This is a genomic window from Curtobacterium sp. BRD11 (genome assembly GCF_031844345.1).
Taxonomy (GTDB): domain Bacteria; phylum Actinomycetota; class Actinomycetes; order Actinomycetales; family Microbacteriaceae; genus Curtobacterium.
Genome location: NZ_JAUZUZ010000005.1, coordinates 102,365 through 123,361 on the forward strand (window position 1 = coordinate 102,365; position 20,997 = coordinate 123,361).

Annotated in this window: 17 protein-coding genes; 8 read left to right on the forward strand and 9 right to left on the reverse strand. The window is 73.6% G+C overall.

The features are described 5' to 3' along the window. Nucleotides 1–18: 18 nt before the first annotated feature. Complete coding sequence (locus Q9R28_RS12465; protein WP_209683978.1) at nt 19–477, reverse strand: GNAT family acetyltransferase; 459 nt, start codon at nt 475–477, stop codon at nt 19–21. A gap of 111 nt (nt 478–588) precedes the next feature. On the opposite strand from Q9R28_RS12465, the gene Q9R28_RS12470 reads away from it, so the two are divergent. Together Q9R28_RS12470 and Q9R28_RS12475 are read left to right on the forward strand one after the other, a co-directional pair. Next, nucleotides 589–1,395: a class E sortase gene (locus tag Q9R28_RS12470; RefSeq protein WP_235426468.1), complete on the forward strand. Its 807-nt coding sequence runs from the start codon at nt 589–591 to the stop codon at nt 1,393–1,395. Beyond that, entirely contained in the window at nt 1,392–1,568 is a 177-nt protein-coding gene (locus Q9R28_RS12475) for a hypothetical protein (RefSeq protein ID WP_158407726.1), read from the forward strand. Before Q9R28_RS12470 ends, Q9R28_RS12475 begins: the two co-directional genes overlap by 4 nt. 97 nt (nt 1,569–1,665) lie before the next feature. On the opposite strand, the gene Q9R28_RS12480 is transcribed toward Q9R28_RS12475, so the two are convergent. The 4 genes from Q9R28_RS12480 to Q9R28_RS12495 form a co-directional block, all read right to left on the reverse strand. Then, the gene (locus Q9R28_RS12480; protein WP_066652208.1) at nt 1,666–4,704 is read right to left on the reverse strand and encodes an AAA family ATPase; all 3,039 of its coding nucleotides are present in this window, start codon (nt 4,702–4,704) and stop codon (nt 1,666–1,668) included. Next, the gene (locus tag Q9R28_RS12485) at nt 4,704–5,867 is read right to left on the reverse strand and encodes an exonuclease SbcCD subunit D C-terminal domain-containing protein (protein WP_209683987.1); all 1,164 of its coding nucleotides are present in this window, start codon (nt 5,865–5,867) and stop codon (nt 4,704–4,706) included. Before Q9R28_RS12485 ends, Q9R28_RS12480 begins: the two co-directional genes overlap by 1 nt. 96 nt (nt 5,868–5,963) lie before the next feature. Then, entirely contained in the window at nt 5,964–7,109 is a 1,146-nt protein-coding gene (locus Q9R28_RS12490) for a S24/S26 family peptidase (protein WP_209683988.1), read from the reverse strand. A gap of 43 nt (nt 7,110–7,152) precedes the next feature. After that, nucleotides 7,153–7,752 (reverse strand): hypothetical protein, encoded by a 600-nt coding sequence (locus Q9R28_RS12495; RefSeq protein WP_209683990.1) that lies wholly within the window; start codon nt 7,750–7,752, stop codon nt 7,153–7,155. A 247-nt stretch (nt 7,753–7,999) separates the two neighbouring features. Between Q9R28_RS12495 and Q9R28_RS12500 the strand changes: the two genes are divergently transcribed. Together Q9R28_RS12500 and Q9R28_RS12505 are read left to right on the forward strand one after the other, a co-directional pair. After that, on the forward strand, nt 8,000–8,605 hold the full coding sequence (locus Q9R28_RS12500) for a MarR family transcriptional regulator (RefSeq protein WP_209683992.1): 606 nt from the start codon (nt 8,000–8,002) through the stop codon (nt 8,603–8,605). Nucleotides 8,606–8,659: 54 nt separating this feature from the next. Then, complete coding sequence (locus tag Q9R28_RS12505) at nt 8,660–9,169, forward strand: mycothiol transferase (protein ID WP_066652197.1); 510 nt, start codon at nt 8,660–8,662, stop codon at nt 9,167–9,169. A 70-nt stretch (nt 9,170–9,239) separates the two neighbouring features. Here the strand turns inward: Q9R28_RS12505 and Q9R28_RS12510 are convergent, their stop codons facing one another. Together Q9R28_RS12510 and Q9R28_RS12515 are read right to left on the reverse strand one after the other, a co-directional pair. Further along, nucleotides 9,240–11,417, reverse strand: a complete 2,178-nt coding sequence (locus Q9R28_RS12510; protein WP_311206244.1) for a DEAD/DEAH box helicase — start codon at nt 11,415–11,417, stop codon at nt 9,240–9,242. A 286-nt stretch (nt 11,418–11,703) separates the two neighbouring features. After that, nucleotides 11,704–12,585, reverse strand: a complete 882-nt coding sequence (locus Q9R28_RS12515; protein ID WP_396137162.1) for a PPK2 family polyphosphate kinase — start codon at nt 12,583–12,585, stop codon at nt 11,704–11,706. 292 nt (nt 12,586–12,877) lie between these two features. Between Q9R28_RS12515 and Q9R28_RS12520 the strand changes: the two genes are divergently transcribed. Both Q9R28_RS12520 and Q9R28_RS12525 read left to right on the forward strand, forming a co-directional pair. Continuing rightward, a complete protein-coding gene (locus Q9R28_RS12520) occupies nt 12,878–13,909 on the forward strand; it encodes an alpha/beta hydrolase (RefSeq protein ID WP_066652193.1) in 1,032 nt (343 codons plus the stop codon). Between the two features lie 84 nt (nt 13,910–13,993). Further along, nucleotides 13,994–14,248, forward strand: coding sequence for a hypothetical protein (locus Q9R28_RS12525; protein ID WP_271826265.1), 255 nt, complete (start codon nt 13,994–13,996; stop codon nt 14,246–14,248). A gap of 114 nt (nt 14,249–14,362) precedes the next feature. On the opposite strand, the gene Q9R28_RS12530 is transcribed toward Q9R28_RS12525, so the two are convergent. Then, the gene (locus Q9R28_RS12530) at nt 14,363–17,785 is read right to left on the reverse strand and encodes an efflux RND transporter permease subunit (RefSeq protein WP_311206246.1); all 3,423 of its coding nucleotides are present in this window, start codon (nt 17,783–17,785) and stop codon (nt 14,363–14,365) included. An 85-nt stretch (nt 17,786–17,870) separates the two neighbouring features. Further along, on the reverse strand, nt 17,871–19,322 hold the full coding sequence (locus tag Q9R28_RS12535) for a PLP-dependent aminotransferase family protein (protein ID WP_311206247.1): 1,452 nt from the start codon (nt 19,320–19,322) through the stop codon (nt 17,871–17,873). Between the two features lie 61 nt (nt 19,323–19,383). On the opposite strand from Q9R28_RS12535, the gene Q9R28_RS12540 reads away from it, so the two are divergent. Continuing rightward, nucleotides 19,384–20,097, forward strand: coding sequence for a YitT family protein (locus Q9R28_RS12540; RefSeq protein WP_245171599.1), 714 nt, complete (start codon nt 19,384–19,386; stop codon nt 20,095–20,097). Continuing rightward, nucleotides 20,040–20,909, forward strand: a complete 870-nt coding sequence (locus Q9R28_RS12545; protein ID WP_209684002.1) for a sugar phosphate isomerase/epimerase — start codon at nt 20,040–20,042, stop codon at nt 20,907–20,909. The genes Q9R28_RS12540 and Q9R28_RS12545 overlap by 58 nt, the downstream gene beginning before the upstream one ends. Nucleotides 20,910–20,997 lie beyond the last annotated feature (88 nt).

Genomic DNA, 20,997 nt, shown 5'->3' on the forward strand with positions numbered 1-20,997 from the left:
GGCGTCGGGCGTCGTGCGTCAGTCGTCGGCGATGAGGCGCTTGCCGAGCGAGACCGCGCGGTCCGGGGCGTACCCGAGCGAGGCGTAGAACCCGAGGACCTGCTCGTTCCCCTCGCGCACCTGCACGTTGACCTTCGGGCACCCGCGCTCGGTGAGCAGCCGTTCGAACTCGGCCATGAAGGCGCGACCGAGCCCGGAGCCCTGCAGGTCGGGACGGACGGCCAGGTAGTTCACCCAGCCGCGGTGCCCGTCGTACCCAGCCATGCCGACGCCGACGACCGTGCGCTCGTCGTCGTGCTCGGGCTGCTCGGGCTGGTCGGGCTGCTCGGCGACCAGGAAGAGCTCGGGCTGCTCGGCGACCTTCCGCGCGATGTCACGACGCGGGTCGTTCCATGGACGCAGCAACCCACAGGCTTCCCACAGGGCGACGACCGCCTCGGTGTCTTCGGGGCGGAACGGTCGGAACACCGGGGTCATCCGTCCACGCTAGCGGGCCCCGTGGGCATCCACAGGTACGAGGACTCGTCACCTGTTCGTCGGCGTGGTCTGATAGACCTGTCCGACCACCCCATCCGGATCAGGAGCACCGTGACCGCACACGACACCGCCCCGACGCGCCGCTCGGCGCGCGAGGACGAGGCCACGCGGCCGCCACGACGCCCTCGACGCCGTCAGACCGTCGGCGGGGCGCTCGTCTCGCTGCTGGCCGAGCTCCTGATCATCGCCGGTGCCGGCACGGGCCTCTACGTGGTGTGGACCGCGTGGTGGACGGACGTCGTCGCCGTGAACGAGCAGACGAAGCTCGTCGACGACCTCGGGCAGCGCGCGGCGCCGAAGGTCGAGGGCTCGGAGCACCGGGGCGAGGCGCCCGTGCTCGCCGAACCGCCGGAGGTCACGAGCGTGTTCGGCACGATGCAGATCCCCCGCTTCGGCGCCGACTACCTCCGTCCGATCGGTGAGGGCACCGACCGCGAGCGCGTGCTCAACACGATCGGGCTCGGGCACTACCAGGACACCGCGATGCCGGGCGCCGAGGGCAACTTCGCCGTTGCCGGGCACCGCGTGACGTACGGCAAGCCGCTCAACCAGATCGCGGAGCTCAAGACCGACGACGCGATCGTCGTCCGGGTGACCGACGAGGAGAAGGACTTCGACGTCTGGTACGTCTACAAGGTCACCGACTCGCAGATCGTCACGCCGGACAAGATCGAGACGATCGCGCCGGTGCCGAACCAGCCGGGTGTCACGCCCTCGGCCGAGGACCGCTGGCTCACCCTGACCGCGTGCCACCCCATGTGGTCCGCCAAGGAGCGCTACGTGACCCACGCCAAGCTCGACTACTGGATGCCCGTCTCGGAGGGCACCCCCAAGGAACTCTCGGAGACGCCGAAGTGATCTTCCCGTTCGTCTGGCGGATCCTGCCCGGCCCTGCTGCCCTGAAGGTCCTCGAGCTGCTCGTGCTGCTCGCGGTGATCGTGTACGCGCTGTTCACGTGGGTCTTCCCGTGGATCGCCGCCGACATCCTGCCGCCGCCCGACGGCACGGTGGACGCGCCGCCGTCGCCCTGACCACAGCCGTCCGTCGACCGCCCGCGAGGTCCGCAGCGGCGGTCTGCGGTCCGACGTCTGCTGCCCGCTGCCCGCCGCCCGCTGCCCGCGCGGACCGTCAGACCGTGGTCGTGACCCGCGAGCCGCCCTCGGCGGTGCGCCGCACGGCGATGCGCTCGGGGATGCGCTGCTTGAGCTCCTCGACGTGGCTCACGATGCCGACCTGCCGTCCGCCGGCGGTCAGGCGTGCGAGTTGCCCGATGACGTCGTCCAGCGTCTCCGGGTCCAGCGTGCCGAACCCCTCGTCGACGAACAGGGTGCCGAGCGAGACCCCGCCGGCCTCGGCCTGCACGACGTCGGCGAGCCCGAGTGCCAGGCAGAGCGACACCGTGAAGGTCTCGCCGCCGGACAGGCTCCCCGGGGCGCGCCGGGTGTCGGTGGTGTGGTCGTGGACGGCCAGCGCGAGGCCGGTCCGGCGGGCCCGTGACCCGGCCTCGCGCTCGTCGGACGTCTCGAGGGTGAACCGCCCTCCGAGCATCCCCCGCAGCCGGTCGTTGGCTGCGGCGACGACGTCCTCGAAGCGCCGCATGAGCACGTAGGTACCGAGGGTGATCCCGCTCGGGTTCACGGCGGTGACACCGTTCGCGACGTCTGCCAGGCGGACCACGGCGCGGCTGCGTGCCGACGTGTCGTCGCGAGCACGGACGGCCCGGACCACCTCGGCGGCACAGCGGGCTGCGGCCTCCGACCGGTCGGACGCGGACACCGCCGCGCGGGTGGCCTCGTCCGCACGCTCGGCAGCGGCGACGGTCGCGGTGCGGGCGGCGTCCAGGTCGAGCGCGACGGTGGCCCCGGCGGCGGAGCCCTCGTCGGCGGCGGCCGCCACCACCGCCGGTTCGACGAGCCCGGCGTCGACGACGGCACGCTCCCGCTCGGCGGCGACGACCTCGGCCTGCAGCGCGGCCGAGGCATCCGGCTGGAGCAGTGCTGCCCGGGCCGCGTCGAGCGTGTCGAAGCCCTGCTCGGTCAGCGCCAGGTCGACCTCGGCGGACCGCTCGCGCACGGCCTGTGCCGCCGTCGTCGCCTGCGACTCGGCGACGGCGACCTCGTCGGCTCGTGCGACGAGGTCGTCGAGCTGCCGGACCAGCTGCGCGAGGGAGCGGTCGTCCGACGTCCCACCGATGCGGCCGTCGGTGTCGGCGGATGCGTCCCAGGAGCCCGCGGCGACGGTCGCTGCGCGCTGTCGGGCGTCCGTCACGGCAGCGGCGTCCTGGTCGAGCCGCGATCCCTCTGCCCCGCTCGTCGCCACGAGAACGGCGTGGTCGGCCTGCACGGTGTTGTGCTCGCGCTCGAGTGCCCGGGTCTCGTCGTCGTACGCCGTCCGCTGCCCCTCGACCTCGGCGACGCGGACTGCCGCAGCGTGGGCTGCCTGCACGCGGGCGTCGGCGGCCGCGGCTCGGGTCGCCAGGGCGTCGGCGTCCGTCTCCCCGACGGCGGCGCGCAGTCGTTCGAGGGCGGCACGCTCGACGGCGAGCGCGGACGCCGCCTCGGCGAGGGCGCCGTCGGCGACACGTGATGCGTCGGCGGCTTCGTCGACGGCGGCTGCGTCCGGGTGGTCGTCCTGCGGCAGGGCGACGTCCGGGTGCTCGAGCGCGCCGCACACGGGACAGGGGTCGCCCGGGACGAGTGCCGCGCCGAGTTCGCCCGCCAGTCCGGCGATGCGGCGGGTACGCAGGGCCTGCTCGGTCCGCAGGAGCGCTTCGGCGCGGACGCGGCGGTCCGCCACCACCTGCTCCGCCCGGTGCACGGCGGCGGCTGCGGCGTCACGGGCGTCGAGGTCTGCGCGCAGCTGCCGGAGGCGCTCGACCTCGGCTCGGGCGGCCTCGGCGTCGCCCGCGGCGGTGGCCGCGGTCCGGGCTTCCTCGACGAGCGCGGCCCGACCGGCGGGACGCGCCTCGAGCGCACGGTCGAGCTCGGCCACCCGTCGGACGAGCAGTGCGGCCCGGTCGGCGGCGTCCGTGCGGGCTCGTCGGCGGTCGTCGAGCGTGGCCTCGACCGCGACGAGGTGCCGGACCGCCGCGACGCAGGTGGCCAGGTCGGTGCGGCGTGCGGCGGTGTCGACGTCCGACGGGACACCGAGGCGCGCACGGAGGTCGTGCGCTCGGCGACGGTGCTCGTCAGCACGGGAACGGGCGGCGTCGAGCCCCTGTGCCGGCGTCGTGACCCGGACGGCCCGTTCGGCGAGCGCGAGCCGGGCGCGGGCGGCCTCGACCCGGGGTGCGGCGTCGTCGAGGGCGCGGCGACGATCGAGGAGCACGGCACGTCGCGCCCTGGCCTGCAGTCGCGCGGCCACGTCGTGCTCGTGCACCCGGGCGCGTTCCGCCGCCGCGACCGCCTCGGTGCGATCTGCTGCGGTCGCCGTGGCCACGGCGCGCAGCGCGTCGAGGGTCCCCGGCACCGAGGCCTCGTCGGCGTCGACGACACCGGCGGCCTGGGCGAAGCGGCTCAGCGCGTCCCGCACCCGGGCGTCGGCGGACTCCACCTCGGCCTGGACCTCTCGGCGGCGGGCGGCGAGCTCGTCCGCCGTGCGGTCGTAGACCTGGGTGCCGAAGAGCGACTGCAGGAGCTTCCGGCGGTCCTCGCCCGGTGCCCGGAGGAAGCGAGCGAACTCGCCCTGCGGGAGCACGACCGTCTGCAGGAACTGTGCACGGTCGAGTCCGACGACCCGAGCGACCTCGAGCCCGATCTCCGGGATCCGCGAGGACACCGGCTCACCGACGACGTCGCCGGAGTGTGCGAGCCGGAAGAGCTGCGCCGACGCCTGCTGTCGCACCGTCCCTGCGCCGCGCTGCTTCGGCCGGTCGTACTGCGGCGTCCGGCGGACCCGGTACACGCCGGCACCGGTCTCGAACACGAGCTCCACGAAGGGTTCCACCCCGGGGTCGGCGTGCTGGCTGTGCAGGCGGTCGTGCGTCGATCCCTCGCCCGCGAGCCCGCCGTACAGGGCGAACACCACGGCGTCGATGATGGTCGACTTGCCGGAGCCGGTCGGGCCCTCGAGCAGGAACACCCCGGAGGCGGCGAGCGCCGCGAAGTCGATCGTCACGAGTTCGGGGTAGGGCCCGATCGCCCGGAGTTCGAGTCGGTGCAGGTACATCAGCGCCCCCGGTCGTCGTGCATCGCGAGGACCGCTGCCTCGTACGCCTCGGTCAGGACCGCGCGGTCGTCGTCGCCCGGCGTCGCGCCGGTGGCGAACGCGACGAAGTCGGCCGCGACCTCGACCGGGTCGGAGGTCGCCGTGACCGCCCGCGCCGCCTGCCGGTCGGGGCGGTCGGCGGGCTCGTGCGTGATCGCCAGCGCGTGCGGGAAGTGGTCCTTCACCCGGGCGTAGAGCCGCTCGGGGTGGACGGTGTCGGTGACCGCGACGCGGACCCAGGCGTCGGCGTCCGCGCGGTGCGCGCCGGACTCGATCGCCTCCATGCTCGTCCGGACGTCGACCAGGCGCCGGGGCACGGGAGCGGGTACCAGCTCCACCGAGACCCCACCGTCGGCCGCCAGTTCGACGAGGGTGACGCTCTTGCGCTGCTGCCGCTCCCCGAACGAGAACGCGAGCGGCGACCCGGCGTACCGGATGCGGTCCCCCGCGCCCACGCGCTGCGGTCCGTGCAGGTGTCCGAGCGCGACGTAGTCGATGCCGTCGAACACCGAGGCAGCGACCTGGTCGACCCCGCCGACCCGGATGTCCTGCTCGCTGTCGCTCGGAGCAGCCCCGCCGACGAAGGCGTGCGCGACGACGACGCTGCGGGTGCCGGCGCGCTCGGCGAGGTCTGCTCGGATCCGTGCGGTGGCTGCTCCGACGACCGCCTGGTGGGACCGGGCGAGGGGCTCGTCCGGCACGTCCGCGAGGGCGTAGCGCGTCAGGTCGGGGTGCAGGTACGGGATCCCGTACACGGCGACCGGGCCGTGCTCGTCGTCGAGCAGCACCGGCGTGCCGATGCCCGTCGGCTCCGCCAGGATCCGCACGCGGTCGTGCATGACCCCCGCGCCGAAGCCGAGCCGGGCGGCGGAGTCGTGGTTGCCCGGGGTCAGCACGACCGTCGCCGTCTCGGCCAGACGTTCGAGCGTCCGCGAGAGCAGCCGGACGGCGTCGACCGGTGGGATCGCACGGTCGTAGACGTCGCCGGCGATGACGACCAGGTCGACCGCGCGGTCGCGGACGGTCTCGACGAGGAAGTCCGCGAAGGTCGACTGGTGTCCGAGCAGGTCCGCACCGAGCAGCGTGCGGCCGAGGTGCCAGTCGCCGGTGTGGAGGATCCGCATGCCGCCACGGTAGCGGCGGCCGGGGACATCACCGAGGCACCGCGCTCCGGCTGTGGCGTGGGGAACACCGCGCGGTGGTGTGCAGGAGTCACGGGCTCAGGGCCCGCAGCTCGTCCCGGTCCCGATGCCCGCGATCGTCACCAACTTGACCGGCACCGATTCGGTGGAGGTCGCCGTCCACGAGCCCAGGTCGTTCGTCTGCACCTTCACGGCGTGGTTCACCCCGAGTCCGAGCAGTCCGCTGAGCTGCACCGTCTGGGCGGAGGCCGTCCCGCTGGTCGTCGTCGCGAGCACCGTGCCGTCGGTCGTGTCGAGGACGGAGAAGGACCGGGGCGCGTCCCCGCTGTACGACCACCCGATCACCACCGAACCGTTGGCGTTCCGGCACGTCAGGGCGGTCGCCTTCGCGGTGACGCCGGCGGTCAGTCCGACCAGGGTGCCGGTGGTCCGGCCGAAGGGCGCGGCCTGCGCCGGTCCGGCTGTCACGGCAGCCGCACCGGTGACGATGACGGCGAGCCCAGCGACGACGCCGCGGCGCACCACCCCGCTGCTGCGGCTCGTCCGTCGGGTCCGGTGCGCCGGTGCGTGAGCACCGCGGGGGACCTGCCCGGCGGAGGCGAGCCGTGCCTCCCGGCCGTGGCCCGCGGCCCCGCCGTCACCCGCGTGCCCACCGTCGCCGCGGTGCCGCGGACCGCGTCGACGGAGCGGAGCGTCGACCGTGCAGAGCAGGAGCACCGCGACGAGCGCGAGGGCGACGGTGCCGACCTCGACCCAGCGGCCCTCACGGACCCAGAGCACCGGGGTGGCGACGGACGGCACCCGCAGGAAGCCGACCCCGTGCACGGCGGAACGCTCGATCGGCGTCGAGTCGACCTGCGGGTTCGCGTCGCCCTTCGTGACGACGGTGCCGTCCGGGCCGGGTTCGACGAACCGGTGCATCCGCAGGTGTCCCGGCTGGTCGGGGTCGTCCGCGAGCAGGATCTGCCCGGGCCGGATCTCCGCCGAGGCGACCGGCCGCGACACCACGACGTCGCCCGGCGCGAGGCGCGGTGCCATCGACCCGGTCATCACGGTGGTCGGGTGCCAGCCGAGGAGCGCCGGGGCGGCCGACCACAGCGCGAGCCCGAGGAGCGTCGCGACGACGGCCCGAGCCGCGGTCGCGACGACGACACGCCCCCAGTCGACGACGTCGTGGAGCACGTCGTGCGGGGTGTGACCACCGTGCACTGCGATGCTGACCATGACTGCCTTCGACCGGGGGCGTGGTGACGGGCGAGGTGCCCTGCTAGTTGTTCTGGGCCTCCCAGGTGAGACCGATCTGGGCGTTGGTGCCCTGCGCCGCGTTCGGGGTGTTCGCGGAGACGGTGTACGTGACCCTGTAGACCCGGGTCTCGCTGGCGGCACCGGTCGTGGTCCACGCGCCGAGGCCCGAGGCGAAGTTCGTCGCCTGCGTCCCGAGGGTCGGGAGCGTGTTCTCGAAGAGGGTCCCGCCGGTCGCCGCGGGGGTGAAGCCCGAGCACGACGAGAGGCCGCCGCCGGTGCCCTGCTCGATCTTGATCGTGGTGTTCTGTGCGAGCACGCTCGAGGTCGACGGCGAGGTCGCGTAGAGCTTCACGGTCGACGGCAGCGACCCGGTGGAGGTCACGGTGATGCACTTGCTGTCGACGGAGCCGGGCTTGAGGTTCGCAGCGGTGAAGAGCGCGGTGTTCGCGTCGTCGTCCGACAGCGCGACGGTGCCGGCGGTCCAGTTGCTGGTGGGGTTCGTGGTGGTGGCCGAGAAGGCCGAGTACGAGGCGGTCGACACGACGACGCCCGAGGCGACGAGGGCGGCGGGCACGGCGATCCAGGCGGCGAGACGGGCGGCGCGAGGGGACACACGGGACATGGTTGTCCTCCGGAGGAGAGATTCTGATCGGTGGTGGCTCCGGACCCGCGGTGGTTGGTCGCGCTACGGTGCCTGTGTACTACGGCGATCAAGCTACTTGTCGAACGTGTTGATGACAAGGGAAGCAATGACCCCATTGTTGGGGGGTGTCTCAATCGTTGAGATACTTGTTGCATGGACCTCTGACCCGGGTCCGCCCGCGTCCCGTCGATCGCCGCCGCGATCACCACCCGAGAAGAGCCACCCCGTGACGGACACCTCCCCCGCCCTGCCTCCCCTGACCGTCACGACCAGCCTCCCCCCGGCCCCGGTCTCCCCCGACGTCGAGATCGACCTCGAGAGCGACCTCGCGAGCGACCTCGCGATCGGCGACCCGGCACCGGCGCACCGTGTCGGCACGGCCGCGGACGACGCCGGGCTCGCACGGATGATCGCGGCCTTCCGGGTCCTGCAGGTCCGGCACGCTCGGGTCCTCGCGCACGAGAGCGCCGCGCAGGGCCTCGGCATCACCGACACGCGCTTCCTGGTGCACCTCGCGGCATCGGAGGGGCAGGCGACGACACCGAAGCAGGCCGGCGACGTCCTCGAGCTGAGCACCGGTGCGATGACCTCGCTGCTCGACCGGCTCGAGCGCCACGGGCACCTCGAGCGACGCCCGAACCCGGGCGACCGGCGGAGCATCCTCGTGCACCTGACGCCGTCGGGCGCAGCCGTCGCACGGGCCGTCAGCGCCGCGTACGCCTCGGCCTTCAGCGAGGCCGTCCCCGCCACCGAGCGGAACGGCGTCGCGGCTGCCCTCGAGGACATCGGCGCAGCGCTCGACCGGCGGCACCGCGCGGCCACCGCCCGCTGAGCGCGGACCGGTGCCCTGGAGCAGGGCCCGCACCCGCCGCGTAGCGTCGGCCGCATGACCCCTGCCGAACTCCTCACCGAAGCGTTCTCCCGCGTCCCCGAGACGGTCGAGCGTGCGCTCGACGGTCTGTCCGCGGACCAGCTCGCCGCTCGCCCGGCGGCCGGCGCGAACACCCTCGCGTGGCTCGCCTGGCACATCGCTCGCGGGCAGGACGCGCAGGTCGCCGACCTCGCCGGCTCCGAGCAGGTCTGGACCGCGGACGGCTGGGTCGATCGGTTCGACCTGCCGTTCCCGGCCGACGCGCTCGGGTACGGGATGTCGCGCGACGACGTCGGTCGCGTGCGCGCCTCGGCGGACCTGTTGAACGGCTACCTCCGCGCGGTCCACGAGCGGACTGTCGCGTACGTCGCGACGCTGGCGCCGGAGGACCTCGACGCCGTCGTCGACGACGCCTGGGACCCGCCGGTGACCCGCGGCGCACGGCTCGTCAGCATCCTCGACGACTGCACGCAGCACGCCGGCCAGGCCGGCTACGTGCGCGGCCTGCTCTTCTTCAGCCGCTGACCCCTTCCGGACGGACGGGAGGCACGGTGCCAGCTGGCTCCGTGCCTCCCGTCCGTCGAGGTGGTCGCGTCTAGCGCGCCGCGAGCTCCGCGACGATGCCGTCGCCGGGGGCGGCCTGCACGAGGTCCGCCTCGATCTCGGCGTTCTCGAGGATGCCCTCGATCTTCCGGACGCGGCCACGCGGGACGAGCGTGACGACGGTGCCCTCCTTGCCGGCACGGCCGGTGCGGCCGGAGCGGTGCATGTACGCCTTGTAGTCGTCCGGGGCGTCCGCCTGCACGACGAGCGACACGTCGTCGACGTGGATGCCGCGCGCCGCGACGTCCGTCGCGACGAGGACGTTCACCCGGCCGCTCGTGAGCAGCTGCAGGTTGCGCGTGCGGCGCGACTGGTTGAGGTCACCGTGGAGCGAGGTCGCCCGGATGCCGGCGTCCTCGAACTGGTCGGCCAGGCGCTCGGCGTAAGCCCGGGTGCGGGCGAAGACGATCGTCTTGCCGTCGCCGGCGACGAGCTCCTCGAGCACCTGGTCCTTCTGGCGCTGCTCGACGACCAGCACGCGGTGGTCGATGGTCGAGGACGCCTGGTCTTCGCCGGCGACCTCGTGGACGCTCGGCTCGTGCAGGAACTCGGACACGAGCGACGCCACCTGGGCGTCGAGCGTGGCGCTGAACAGGAGCTTCTGGGCGCGGTTGCCCTGCGGGGTGACCTCGGCGGTCGCGGAGAGGATCTCGCGCACCGGCTCGAGGAACCCGAGGTCGCACATGTGGTCGGCCTCGTCGAGCACGGAGACGACGACCTCGCTGAGGTCGAGCTTCCCCTTGTTCATGAGGTCCTGCACCCGGCCGGGCGTGCCGACGATGATGTCGACGCCGCGCTCGAGGGCACCCTCCTGGCGGCCGTAGGGCACACCGCCGTAGATCTGCGTCGTGAAGAGGCCCACCGAACGGGCGATCGGCTGCACCGTGCGGTCGATCTGCAGGGCGAGCTCACGCGTCGGGGCGAGGATGAGCGCACGCGGGGCGCGGCCCATCTTGCGCTTCGTGCCGCCGCCGTGCTCCATGAGCTTCTCGACCAGGGGCGCACCGAACGCGATCGTCTTGCCGGAACCGGTGCGGCCACGGCCGAGGACGTCCTTGCCGGACAGCACGTCGGGGATCGTCGCCGCCTGGATCGGGAACGGGGCCGTGGCGCCCATCTCGGCCAGGGCGCGGGAGATGTTGCCGCCGATGCCGAGGTCGGCGAAGGTCACGCCCTCGACGTCGGCCGCGACGGTCGCCTCGGCCTGGAGCTTCTCGAGCTTGACGTCGTCCGCGGGGACGTAGGCCGGGCGCGGGTCGTCGCGGTCGCGGCGGGGCGCGCGGTCGTCGTCGGAGGAGCGGCGCTGCGGGCGGTCGTCGCGGTCGAACCGGCGCGGGGCACGGTCGTCACGGTCGAAGCGACGCGGGGCACGGTCGTCACGGTCGAACGACCGGCGCTGCGGACGGTCGTCGCGGTCGGGGCGTCGGGCACCACGGTCGTCGTCACGACGGGGAGCGCGGTCGTCGCGGTCGAACCGGCGCGGGGCACGGTCGTCACGGTCGAACCGACGAGCACCACGGTCGTCATCGCGACGGGGGGCACGGTCGTCACGATCGAACCGACGCGGGGCACGGTCGTCATCGCGACGGGGGGCACGGTCGTCACGATCGAACCGACGCGGGGCACGGTCGTCACGATCGAACCGACGCGGGGCACGGTCGTCGTCACGACGGGGAGCGCGGTCGTCGCGGTCGAACCGGCGCGGGGCACGGTCGTCACGGTCGAACCGACGCGGGGCACGGTCGTCATCACGACGGGGAGCGCGGTCGTCGCGGTCGAACCGGCGCGGAGCACGGTCGTCGCGGTCGAATCGACGAGCACCACGGTCGTCGTCACGACGAGGGGCACGGTCGTCACGGTCGAACCGACGCGGAGCACGGTCGTCGCGGTCGTGGCCACGACCACCACGGTCACGGTCGAACCCGCGTCCGCCGCGGTCGTCACGGCGCTGGCCGCCGTCGCGCGGCTCCCAGTTCGGGCGAGCCGGGCGCTCGCCCTGCGATGCGCGGCCGCGACGCTCCTCGGCGTCCCAGCGCTGCTTCTGCCGCGGCTGGGCCGGGTCGGCGGCGCGGTACCCGCGGTGCTTGCTGCTGCGAGCGGCGGGCGTGCCGTTCGCGTGGCGGACTCGGTCGTCGGCACGCTGACGCGCGCCCTTGTCGTACGGGGCCATTGCTACTTTCCGGGGTGCAGACGTCCCACAGCGCCCGGCAGCGACATCGGCGGGGGCTCTTCAGCGGGGAGGGGGTTCTTCCCGTCGCGGATCGACGTGAATCCAGCCCTCGAGCGCACACACACCCAAACGAGACCCGCGGTCACATACCGCGGTGCCGAAGGCCGACCGAGCGAGTCTACGTGACACGAGCCCGCCTGGCCAGCCCGATCGACCGGCTGCCGGCTGCGCGCGGGCCGTCGGCCGCGGGGCGGAGGGGTGCCGGGCCTCCAGACCGTGAGCGGGATCAGGACTCCGCGAGCCGCCGTCGCTGCTCGGCCACGTCGAAGTCGGCGGCGGGCCAGGTGAGCTGGAGGTCCTCGAGCGCGCGGAGCAGGAGCTGCTGCACGGCGAGTCGGGCGTACCACTTGCGGTTCGCGGGGACGACGTACCAGGGCGCCCGGGCCGTCGAGGTGCGCTCGAACACCGTCTGGTACGCCTGCTGGTACTCGTCCCACAGCAGACGATCGTCGATGTCGCCCGGGGTGAACTTCCAGTGCTTGTCGGGGCGGTCCAGCCGGTCGCCGAGGCGCTCGCGCTGCTCGTCCTTCGAGATGTGCAGCATGACCTTGACGATCGTCGTGCCCCGCTCGACCAGACGGTCCTCGAAGTCGACGATCGCGCCGTACCGACGCTCGATCTCCTCGGGCGGGGCGAACGCGCGCACCTTCTGGACGAGGACGTCCTCGTAGTGGGATCGGTCGAACACACCGAGCTGCCCCGCCGCGGGGAGCTGCCGTTCGATGCGCCAGAGGAAGTCGTGCTCGCGCTCCTCGGCGGTGGGAACCCCGAAGCCCGCGTAGTGGACGCCGTTCGGGTCGACCGCGCCGACGACGTGCGAGACGATGCCGCCCTTGCCCGCGGTGTCCATCGCCTGCAGCACGAGGAGCACACGACGCTGGTCGCCGGCGGTGCTCGCGGCGTGCAGGCGTTCCTGCAGGGCGGCGAGGCGGTCGGCACCGGCGGCGAGGGCCTCGAGCCCGTCGATCTTGCGGCCGGGGAAGCCCGGTGTGCCGTCGGGGTCGACGCGGTCGAGGCGGAAGCCATCCTCGACGCGGAGCAGCGGTTCGGGGTCGGTGTTCCAGGCCTTGCGACGGCTCACGGGTCCTCCTGCGGGTCTCGTGCCCATCCTGGCACCCGGCGGATCCCGGCGTACCTGGCGAGATCGGGCGGCCCGGGCGCCCGGTGACTTCGGGTGTACCTGGCGAGATCGGGCACACCTGGTCGATCTGTTCGACCAGGTACGCCCGGGACGACCAGGTGTGCCCGGCTCGACCAGGTACGCCCGGCTCGACCAGGTACGCCCGGCTCGACCAGGTACGCCCGGTTGGACCAGGTGGGCCCGGTTCGGCCGCAGGGAGGAGCCTGCTCGTCCGGACGGCGGACGCAGTGCCGAGCGGGCGGGATTAGCGTGGACGTCGATGAAGACCGGCCGCACCCTGCTCGCGCTCCTCACCGCGCTCGTGGCGACGGCCGTGCTCGGGTCGTGCAGCGGCACACCGGCGGGCGACCGTGACGACGTCGTCACCGCCGACCCCGTGATCTACCCGCTGTCGCTGCGCTACCCCGGCATCGAGGTCGTCGCCGACGTGCCCTACGGTCGGGAACCGCTGCAGCGCCTCGACGTGTGCCTGCCGCCCGACAGCGCACCGGACACCACGGCGACCCCGACGGCCCCGACGTCGACGCCAGCGACGCCGGCCGGTGACGCCACTGCGCGCGCGGACGCACGGGACACCCGTGCTGCCGGCGGCCGACCGGCCGTGATGCTCGTCCACGGGGGCAGCTGGTCGCACGGTGACAAGGCGACGGCCGCCTACCGGGCGGTGTGCCAGTACCTGGCGTCCGAGGGCTTCGTCACCGTGAACGTGGACTACCGCCTCGCACCGACGGACCCGTTCCCGGCGGGGCTCGACGACGTCCGCCGAGCGCTCGACTGGGTGTTCCGACCCGCGACGCTGGGGACCTACGACATCGACCCGGACCGCGTCGGGCTCTTCGGCGGCAGCGCGGGAGGCAACCTCGTGGCGATGCTCGCGGTGACCGACCACGAGTCGGCCGCGTGGGCCGCCGGGGACCGCATCCGCGCGGTCGTCGACCTCAGCGGTCCGACCGACCTCACGACGCGGTCGACCGAGCCGGACGGGGTGTCGGCGTCGTTCCAGCGGAAGCAGCTGCTCTACCTCGGTTGCCGGGACTACACGACGTGCCCGGCGGCACGGGCGGCCTCGCCGGGGTACCACGTCACCGACGAGACCGCTCCGTTCTTCGTGGGGCACTCCACCGACGAGTTCATCCCGCTGTGGGAGTCGCAGGAGTTCGTCGCCACCCTGCGCGAGCACGACGTCCCCGTGACGTTCGTCGCGGTCGAGGGGACGGCGCACTCGATCGCCCAGCTCGACCGAGCGATGAGCGAGCGGGTGGTGGCGTTCCTCCGCGACCGCCTCCGCTGACGGGTCCGGCCGGGCCGTGCCCCGTGCGGGTGGCACCCGGACTCGGGTGTGCGGCGGGATGGGGCGTCCGCGCACACTCGAGGGGTGACCGACACCACGAGCCGTCCCGCGCGCCCCGTCACCGAGTGGCCCACCCGGACCTCCGTCCGGACGTACGCGGAGCTGCTGCTCGGACTGTCGTTCGCCGCCGCCGTGGCCTTCGGCGGATACTCGGCGGCCACCGGGCACATGGCGATCGCCGCCCAGGGTGCCGCCGTCGTGTTCCTCGTGACCCTGACCTGCGTGCTCGTGTCGTGGTTCCGGCAGGTCGACGCCGAGGAGTCCGGCACCAGCGACTGACGCGGGTCTCGGGCATCCGGACCCCGGCGTCCGCCGTCTGACGCCCAACACCCGGCGCCCTCGGTCCGGCACCCGCGACTGACGCCTCGAGCGTCCGGACCCCGGCGCCCGGTGTCAGTGCTCTGCTGCCGCCTCCCGCTCCGCCCGCCGGTCGGCCCGGCGTTCCCGGAAGCCCTCCACCACCGAGTACAGCGCCGGCAGCACGACGAGGGTCAACAGCGTCGAGGACACCAGACCGCCGATCACCACCAGGGCGAGCGGCTGCGAGATGAAGCCCGACTTCCCCGTCAGCCCGACCGCCATCGGCAGCAGCGCGAAGATCGTCGCGAGCGCCGTCATGAGGATCGGCCGGAGTCGGCGGGTCGCTCCCTCGATCAGTGCCTCGCGGACGCGGAGCCCACGGCGGCGGTACTGGTTGACGAGGTCGATGAGCACGATCGCGTTCGTGACGACGATGCCGACGAGCATGAGCAGGCCGATGAGCGACGCGACCCCGAGCGGGATGCCGGTCACGATCTGCAGGAGCAGCGCACCGGTCGCCGCGAACGGCACCGAGAGCAGCAGCAGGATCGGCTGCAGCAGGCTCCGGAAGGTCGCGACCATGATCACGTAGACGATCAGGATCGCGACGAGCACGGCGAGCAGCAGCTGGCTGAACGCCGACGACTGGCTCGACGCCACACCGCCGATCGTCGCCGACGCACCCTTCGGCAGGTCGAGGGCATCGACGGCCGTCGTGACGTTCTGCACCGCCTGTCCGAGGTTCGTCGAGTCGGGCGTGACCGTGATGGTCGCCGTGCGGACGGCGTTCGACGTGGTGATGGTGGTCGGACCGTCGGACTGCTCGACCGTCGCGACGTCGGTCAGCGGAACCTCGCCGCTCGCGGTCGGGATCGACAGCGACTTCAGCGCGTCGATGGTGGTCGGCGGCTCCGGGTCGGCGATGTAGACGTCGAGGGTGGCGTCGTCGATCTCGACGCTGCCGGTGTCCCGCGGCGAGACCGCAGCGGCGACGATCCCGCCGACCTGGGTCTCGGTGAGCCCGCGCTCGGCGGCCTTCGTCCGGTCGACCCGGACGGCCAGGTACGGCTCGGCGGCGGACAGGTTGCTCGACGCCGCGGTGGTGCCGTCGACACCGCGCATCTCGGTGAGGACCTTCTCCGCCGCGGTCTGCAGCTCGGCCTGGGTCGGCGCGGTGACGTCCACCTCGATGTCGCTCGACCCGCCGAAGCCGCCACCGGCGCTCGACAGGCTGACCTCACCGACGCCGTCGATCCGCTCGATACGGTCACGGGCCTCGGACTGGATCGTCGTCTGGTCCACCCCGGCGTCGGTCGTGACGTTGTACTGCACGGAGGCAGATGCGCCGCCGCCGAACGCGGCCTGGATGGACTGGCCGCTCGACCCGATCGTGGTCTGCACGGTCTCGACACCGGAGACGTCCTGCAGCACCCGCTCGACCTTGCGCGCGGCGTCCGACTGCTCGTCGAGACTGGTGCCCGGCTCGAGGTCCTGCGTCACGGTGAAGGTGTTCTGCCCGGAGTCGCCGAGGTAGTTCGTCTTGACGAAGGGCACGGCCGCTGCGGTGCCGCCGAGGACGACCAGGGCGAGCACGAGGACGAGCGCCGGGCGGCCGACCGCCCAGCGGAGGACGGGCAGGTACCCGCGACGCAGCCGGTCGGACGTCCCGGCGTCGTGCAGGTCGTCGGCCGAGGTCAGCGCCCCGGTCGACGTCGGTCCAGCCGCCCCGGACGCAGCCGACACCGGTGCCGACGAGCTCGCGGGCACGGTCTCGGTCGACCCGGTCTCGGTCGATCCGGTGGTCGGCACCGCCGCGTGCCGGTGCGTCTTCGGCGCCCGGAGCCACCAGTACGCGAGCACGGGCACGATCGTCAGCGACACGAACAGCGACGCGAGCAACGCCATCGTGACCGTGAGCGCGAAGGGCCGGAACAGCTCGCCGACGAGCTCGGCGACGAACGCGACCGGCAGGAAGACCGCAACGGTCGTGAGCGTCGAGGCGGTGACCGCCCCGGCGACCTCGCGCACGGCGTCGAGCACCGCCCGCCCGCGGTCGACGCCGGGTTGCAGGTGCCGCTTGATGTTCTCGATGACGACGATCGAGTCGTCGACCACGCGGCCGATCGCGATGGTGAGCGCCGCGAGCGTGATGATGTTGAGGGTGTAACCGGCGGCCTGCATGCCGATCGCGGCGAGCAGCACCGAGGTCGGGATCGAGATCGCGGTCACCAGCGTCGACCGCCACGACAGCAGGAACACCAGGATGACGACGACCGCGAACCCGAGGCCGAGCAGGCCCTCCTCCGCCAGGGAGTCGATGGACTGCTGGATGTAGGGCGCCTGGTCGAACACCACGGTGAACTGCGGGTCGCCGGTGACCTTGGCCTCGATGCCGGGCAGTGCGGCCTTCACCGTCTCGGAGACGTCGACGGTGTTCGCCTCCTGCGTCTTCGTGATCGCGATGGTCAGCGCGGTCTTGCCGTCGACGCGGCTGATCGAGGTGCGCGGCGACTCCTCGATCTGCACCGTCGCGACGTCACCGAGCGAGGTCGGCGTGGAGGCGGTGCTCCCGCCCGCACCGCCGGTCGCGGTCGTCCCGGTGCCGGTCGCACCGGTCTGGCCCTGGCCCGCGGCCGTCCCGCCCGCGGTGCCGTCCCCGGAACCCGCGGAGCCGATGGCCGTGCCGGTGCTGCCGGGAGCGCCCGCGGCACTGCCGGAGTCCGTCGCAGCACCGCCCGTGGACGATCCACCGGCCGACGAGCCGGACGACCCGGACCCGCTCGACGCCGTCAGGGGCAGCCCGCGGATGTCGTCGAGCGACGCGATGCGCTGCCCGGTCTGCACCGAGAGGGTCGTGCCGTCCTGCGTGATCGTGCCACCGGGGATCAGCGTGCCGTTGTCGTCGAGGGCGTCCGAGATCGACTGCGTCGTGAGCCCCCGTGCCGCGAGCTCGTCCTCGTCCGGGGTGATCACGATGCGGCGGCCGGGGTTGCCGAAGACGTCGGCCTGCCGCACGCCGTCGAGCTTCTCGAGGTCGGGCACCGCCGTGGCGTTCAGCCGGTCGACGAGCTGCTCCTGGTTGCCCGAGGCGGTGACGGCGAGCTGCAGCACGGGCAGGTCGTCGAAGGACCCGGTGACGATCTGGGTCTGCACGGTGTCCGGCAGCGACAGGGCGTTCACCGCGGTCTGGATCTTGTCCTCGGCGCTGGCCAGGTTCGACCCGTAGTCGAACGAGGCGGACACCACGCTCTGCCCGGTCGAGGAGGTCGCACTCGTCGACTCGAGGTTCGGCACGACCTGGATGGCCTGCTCGATCTTCGTCGAGACGTCGTTCGACACGACCTCCGGCGTCGCGCCGGGGTAGGCGCTGACGATCGCCACCTGGGGGAACTGGACGCTCGGGATGAGCTCCTGCTTGAGGTTCGTCAGGGCGACGCCGCCGAACACCGCGACGACGATCGTGACGAGCGCGATGAGGGCGCGGTTCCGGAGGCTGAAGACCGAGAGGAGGTGCACGTGCCGATCCTCGCAGTTCCACCTGCGAACCAGACCGCCCGGCGCAGGTCCGTGGACGAACGTGCACCTGCGGACGACCGGGCGTTCAGACCACCGCGGCGAGCGACCCCCGGGTGCCTGCTGCCTCGCCACCGATCCGCGACCACGCGCGCCCGAGCACGTCGACCAGGCGCTCCCGGTCCGCCGCGGCCGTCGTCCAGGGCACCCGGAGGAACCGCTCGAACCCGCCGTCGGGGCCGAACACCCCACCCGATGCCAGGAGCACCCCCTCGGCCCGCGCGGCCAGGACGAGTGCGCTCGACACCGGACGGCCGAGCCCGACCCACGTCGTCAACCCGCCTGCCGGCGACGGGACGTCCCACTCCGGCAGCCGGGCGCGCAGGCCGGCCACGAGCTCGTCGCGACCGGCGCGCAGGAAGGTGCGCCGCCCCTCCAGGACGGCCGCCGTGCGCGGCACGAGCTCGCGCGCGACGAGCTGGTCGAGGACCGGCGTGCCGAGGTCGCCCGTCGGGCGGGCGAGCAGCAGGCGCTGGAGGAGCTCCGGTGCGGCCCGGACCCAACCGATGCGCAGGCCGCCCCAGAAGACCTTCGCGGCGGAGCCGATCATCACGACCGAGGCGCCCGACGGGTCGGCCGCGGCGAGCGGCGGCGCGGGGTCCCCGTCGATGCGGAGCTCCCCCATCGTCTCGTCGGCGACCACGGTCGTGCCGGTCGTCGCGGCGACGTCGAGCAGCAGCCGCCGGGTGTCGGCCGTCATGGTCGCCCCGGTCGGGTTGTGGAGCTCGGGCATGACGTAGGCGACCGCCGGGGCCGTCCGGCGCAGGGTCGTCTCGAGCGCTGCCGCGTCCCAGCCGGCGCGGGCGTCGACGGGCACACCGACGAGTCGCGCACCGGCCTCGCGGAAGGCCTCGTGCGCGTGCGGGTACGTCGGCGACTCGACGAGCACGGTGTCGCCGCGGCGCACGAGGACGCGGGCGAGCAGTGCGATCGCGTGCTGGGCACCGATCGTGACGATCACCTGCGAGGGGTCGGTGGGCAACCCGCGCTCGGTGTACCGGTCCGCGATCGCTGCGCGGAGCCCGGGGTCGCCGACGGTGTCGTAGCCGGTGCCGGCGAGCGCGGCGGGCACGGACCGGACCGCCCGCTCGACGGCGTCGGCGACCTCGGGTGCGGCGTGCAGGGCGGCCTTCCGCAGGTCGAGCAGGTCCCCGGGCACCACGCCGCCGAGCCGCTCGGGGTCGGGCCGACCGGCCAGGTCGCGCGGCAGGTGCACGACGCTGCCGGACCCGCGCAGCGACACCACGAACCCGTCGTCCCGCAGCCGGGCGTAGGCGTTCGCGACGGTCGTCCGGGAGACGCCGAGGGCCTCGGCGAGCCCGCGTTCGGCGGGCAACCGGACGCCCAGCGGCACCCGACCGTCGATGACGAGCACGCGGACGGCGTCGGACAGGGCCTCGTACGCGGGGGCGTCGGTGCCGTCCCGCCAGTCGGCGAGCAGGAGGGCGGCGGCACGGGCGCTGAGGGAGACCGGGGGCACGGGGCCACGCTAGCCCGATTGGCTCTCGACGGCCAGGCCAATCCGGCGGGAGCATCGGTGCATGCGCCGCTCCACCGCCCTCGTGCTCCGCTCCGTCCAGCTCGCCGTCGGGCTCTTCCTCTACGGCGCCTCGACCGCGCTGCAGGTCCGCGCCGTGGTCGGCGTCGGATCGTGGACGGTCCTGACGCAGGGCCTGGAGAACGTGCTGCCCTGGTCGTTCGGCGTCATCACCGTGGCGTCGAGCGTCGTCATCCTGCTGCTCTGGATCCCGCTCCGCCAGAAGCCCGGCATCGGCACGCTCTGCAACGTGCTGGCGATCGGCCCGTCGGCCGACCTGGTGCTCTGGCTCGTGCCGGAGCCCGACGGCCTGGTCCCCCGGATCCTGCTGTTCGCCGCGGGGCTCGCGCTGCTCGCCGTCGCGACGGCCTGCTACATCGGCGCCGGGCTCGGCACCGGCGCCCGGGACGGCCTGATGGTCGGCGTGCACGAGCGGTTCGGCTGGCCGCTGTGGCTCGCCCGTACCGTCATCGAGGTCACCGTCGTCGTGGTGGGATGGCTCCTCGGCGGCGACGTCGGGGCCGGCACGGTGGTCGCGGCGTTCGCGATCGGCCCGATGGTGCAGCCGCTCATGCCGCTCTTCCGCCGCCTGCCGTGGTCCCCGCAACGCCAGGGCAGCACCCCTGGTGGCGGCGCACCGACTGCGGCTAGGGTCGCGCCATGCGACTCGGAGTGTCCTCCTACAGCTACGCCCGCTCGCTCCAGCGCGGTGCACTGACGATCCTCGACGTCGTCGACCGGGTCGCGGACGCCGGTGGCGAGCACCTCGAGATCGCCGCGGGCGGGTTCGGCGACGACCTCCCCCGGCAGCCCGAGCTCGTCGACCGGTTGCGCGAGCACGCCGCCGCCCGCGGGATCGGGCTCGCGAACCACGTGATCGGTGCGGACTTCTCGGACCCGGCGACCGTCGACGCCGAGGTCGCCCGCGTCCACGAGCACCTCGACGTCGCACACCGGCTCGGGATCACGCACCTCCGCCACGACGTCGTCCCCTGGGCCTGGCGGGACGCCGACCACGCGGAGTTCGAGCGGGTGCTCGCGCAGGTGGTGCCGGTCTGCCGCGCGGTCGCCGAGCACGCCGCGACGCTCGGCATCACGACGATGGTCGAGAACCACGGCTTCGCCTTCAACGACAGCGAGCGGATCCTGCGGCTGGTGCACGAGGTCGACCACCCGGGCTTCCGCGCGCTGCTCGACGTCGGCAACTTCGTCTGCCTCGACGACGACCCGCTGCGCGCGGTGCAGCGGGTGCTGCCGGTCGCGGCGGTCGTGCACCTCAAGGACTTCCTGGTGCGCGAGACCCCGCCGGCGGCCGACGGGTGGCTCACCACGCTGGCCGGTCGCGCCGTCCTCGGCACGGTGGTCGGGCACGGCGACCTGCCGCTCGGACGGATCGTCGAGCGGATCGTCGCCAGCGGGTTCGACGGGCCGGTGTCGATCGAGTTCGAGGGACTCGAGGACGACGTCGACGCGGTCGAGCGCGGACTCGCGAACGCACGCCGCCTGTGGGCGGCGGCCGGTGGCTCCTGACGCGACCGCCCGGCGGTCGGGCCGCACCCGCTGACGGCCTGGAGGCGCGGCACCGGCCGGCACCGCGCCTCCAGGCCGTCAGCGGGTC

Coding starts and splice junctions, on each gene's coding strand:
- Q9R28_RS12515 (WP_396137162.1), bottom strand. CDS start 12,585: ATGGGCACGAGACCCGCAGGAGGACCCGTGAGCCGTCGCAAGGCCTGG.
- Q9R28_RS12505 (WP_066652197.1), top strand. CDS start 8,660: ATGACCCCTGCCGAACTCCTCACCGAAGCGTTCTCCCGCGTCCCCGAG.
- Q9R28_RS12540 (WP_245171599.1), top strand. CDS start 19,384: ATGCGCCGCTCCACCGCCCTCGTGCTCCGCTCCGTCCAGCTCGCCGTC.
- Q9R28_RS12490 (WP_209683988.1), bottom strand. CDS start 7,109: ATGGTCAGCATCGCAGTGCACGGTGGTCACACCCCGCACGACGTGCTC.
- Q9R28_RS12520 (WP_066652193.1), top strand. CDS start 12,878: ATGAAGACCGGCCGCACCCTGCTCGCGCTCCTCACCGCGCTCGTGGCG.
- Q9R28_RS12545 (WP_209684002.1), top strand. CDS start 20,040: ATGCGACTCGGAGTGTCCTCCTACAGCTACGCCCGCTCGCTCCAGCGC.
- Q9R28_RS12485 (WP_209683987.1), bottom strand. CDS start 5,867: ATGCGGATCCTCCACACCGGCGACTGGCACCTCGGCCGCACGCTGCTC.
- Q9R28_RS12495 (WP_209683990.1), bottom strand. CDS start 7,752: ATGTCCCGTGTGTCCCCTCGCGCCGCCCGTCTCGCCGCCTGGATCGCC.
- Q9R28_RS12510 (WP_311206244.1), bottom strand. CDS start 11,417: ATGGCCCCGTACGACAAGGGCGCGCGTCAGCGTGCCGACGACCGAGTC.
- Q9R28_RS12480 (WP_066652208.1), bottom strand. CDS start 4,704: ATGTACCTGCACCGACTCGAACTCCGGGCGATCGGGCCCTACCCCGAA.
- Q9R28_RS12465 (WP_209683978.1), bottom strand. CDS start 477: ATGACCCCGGTGTTCCGACCGTTCCGCCCCGAAGACACCGAGGCGGTC.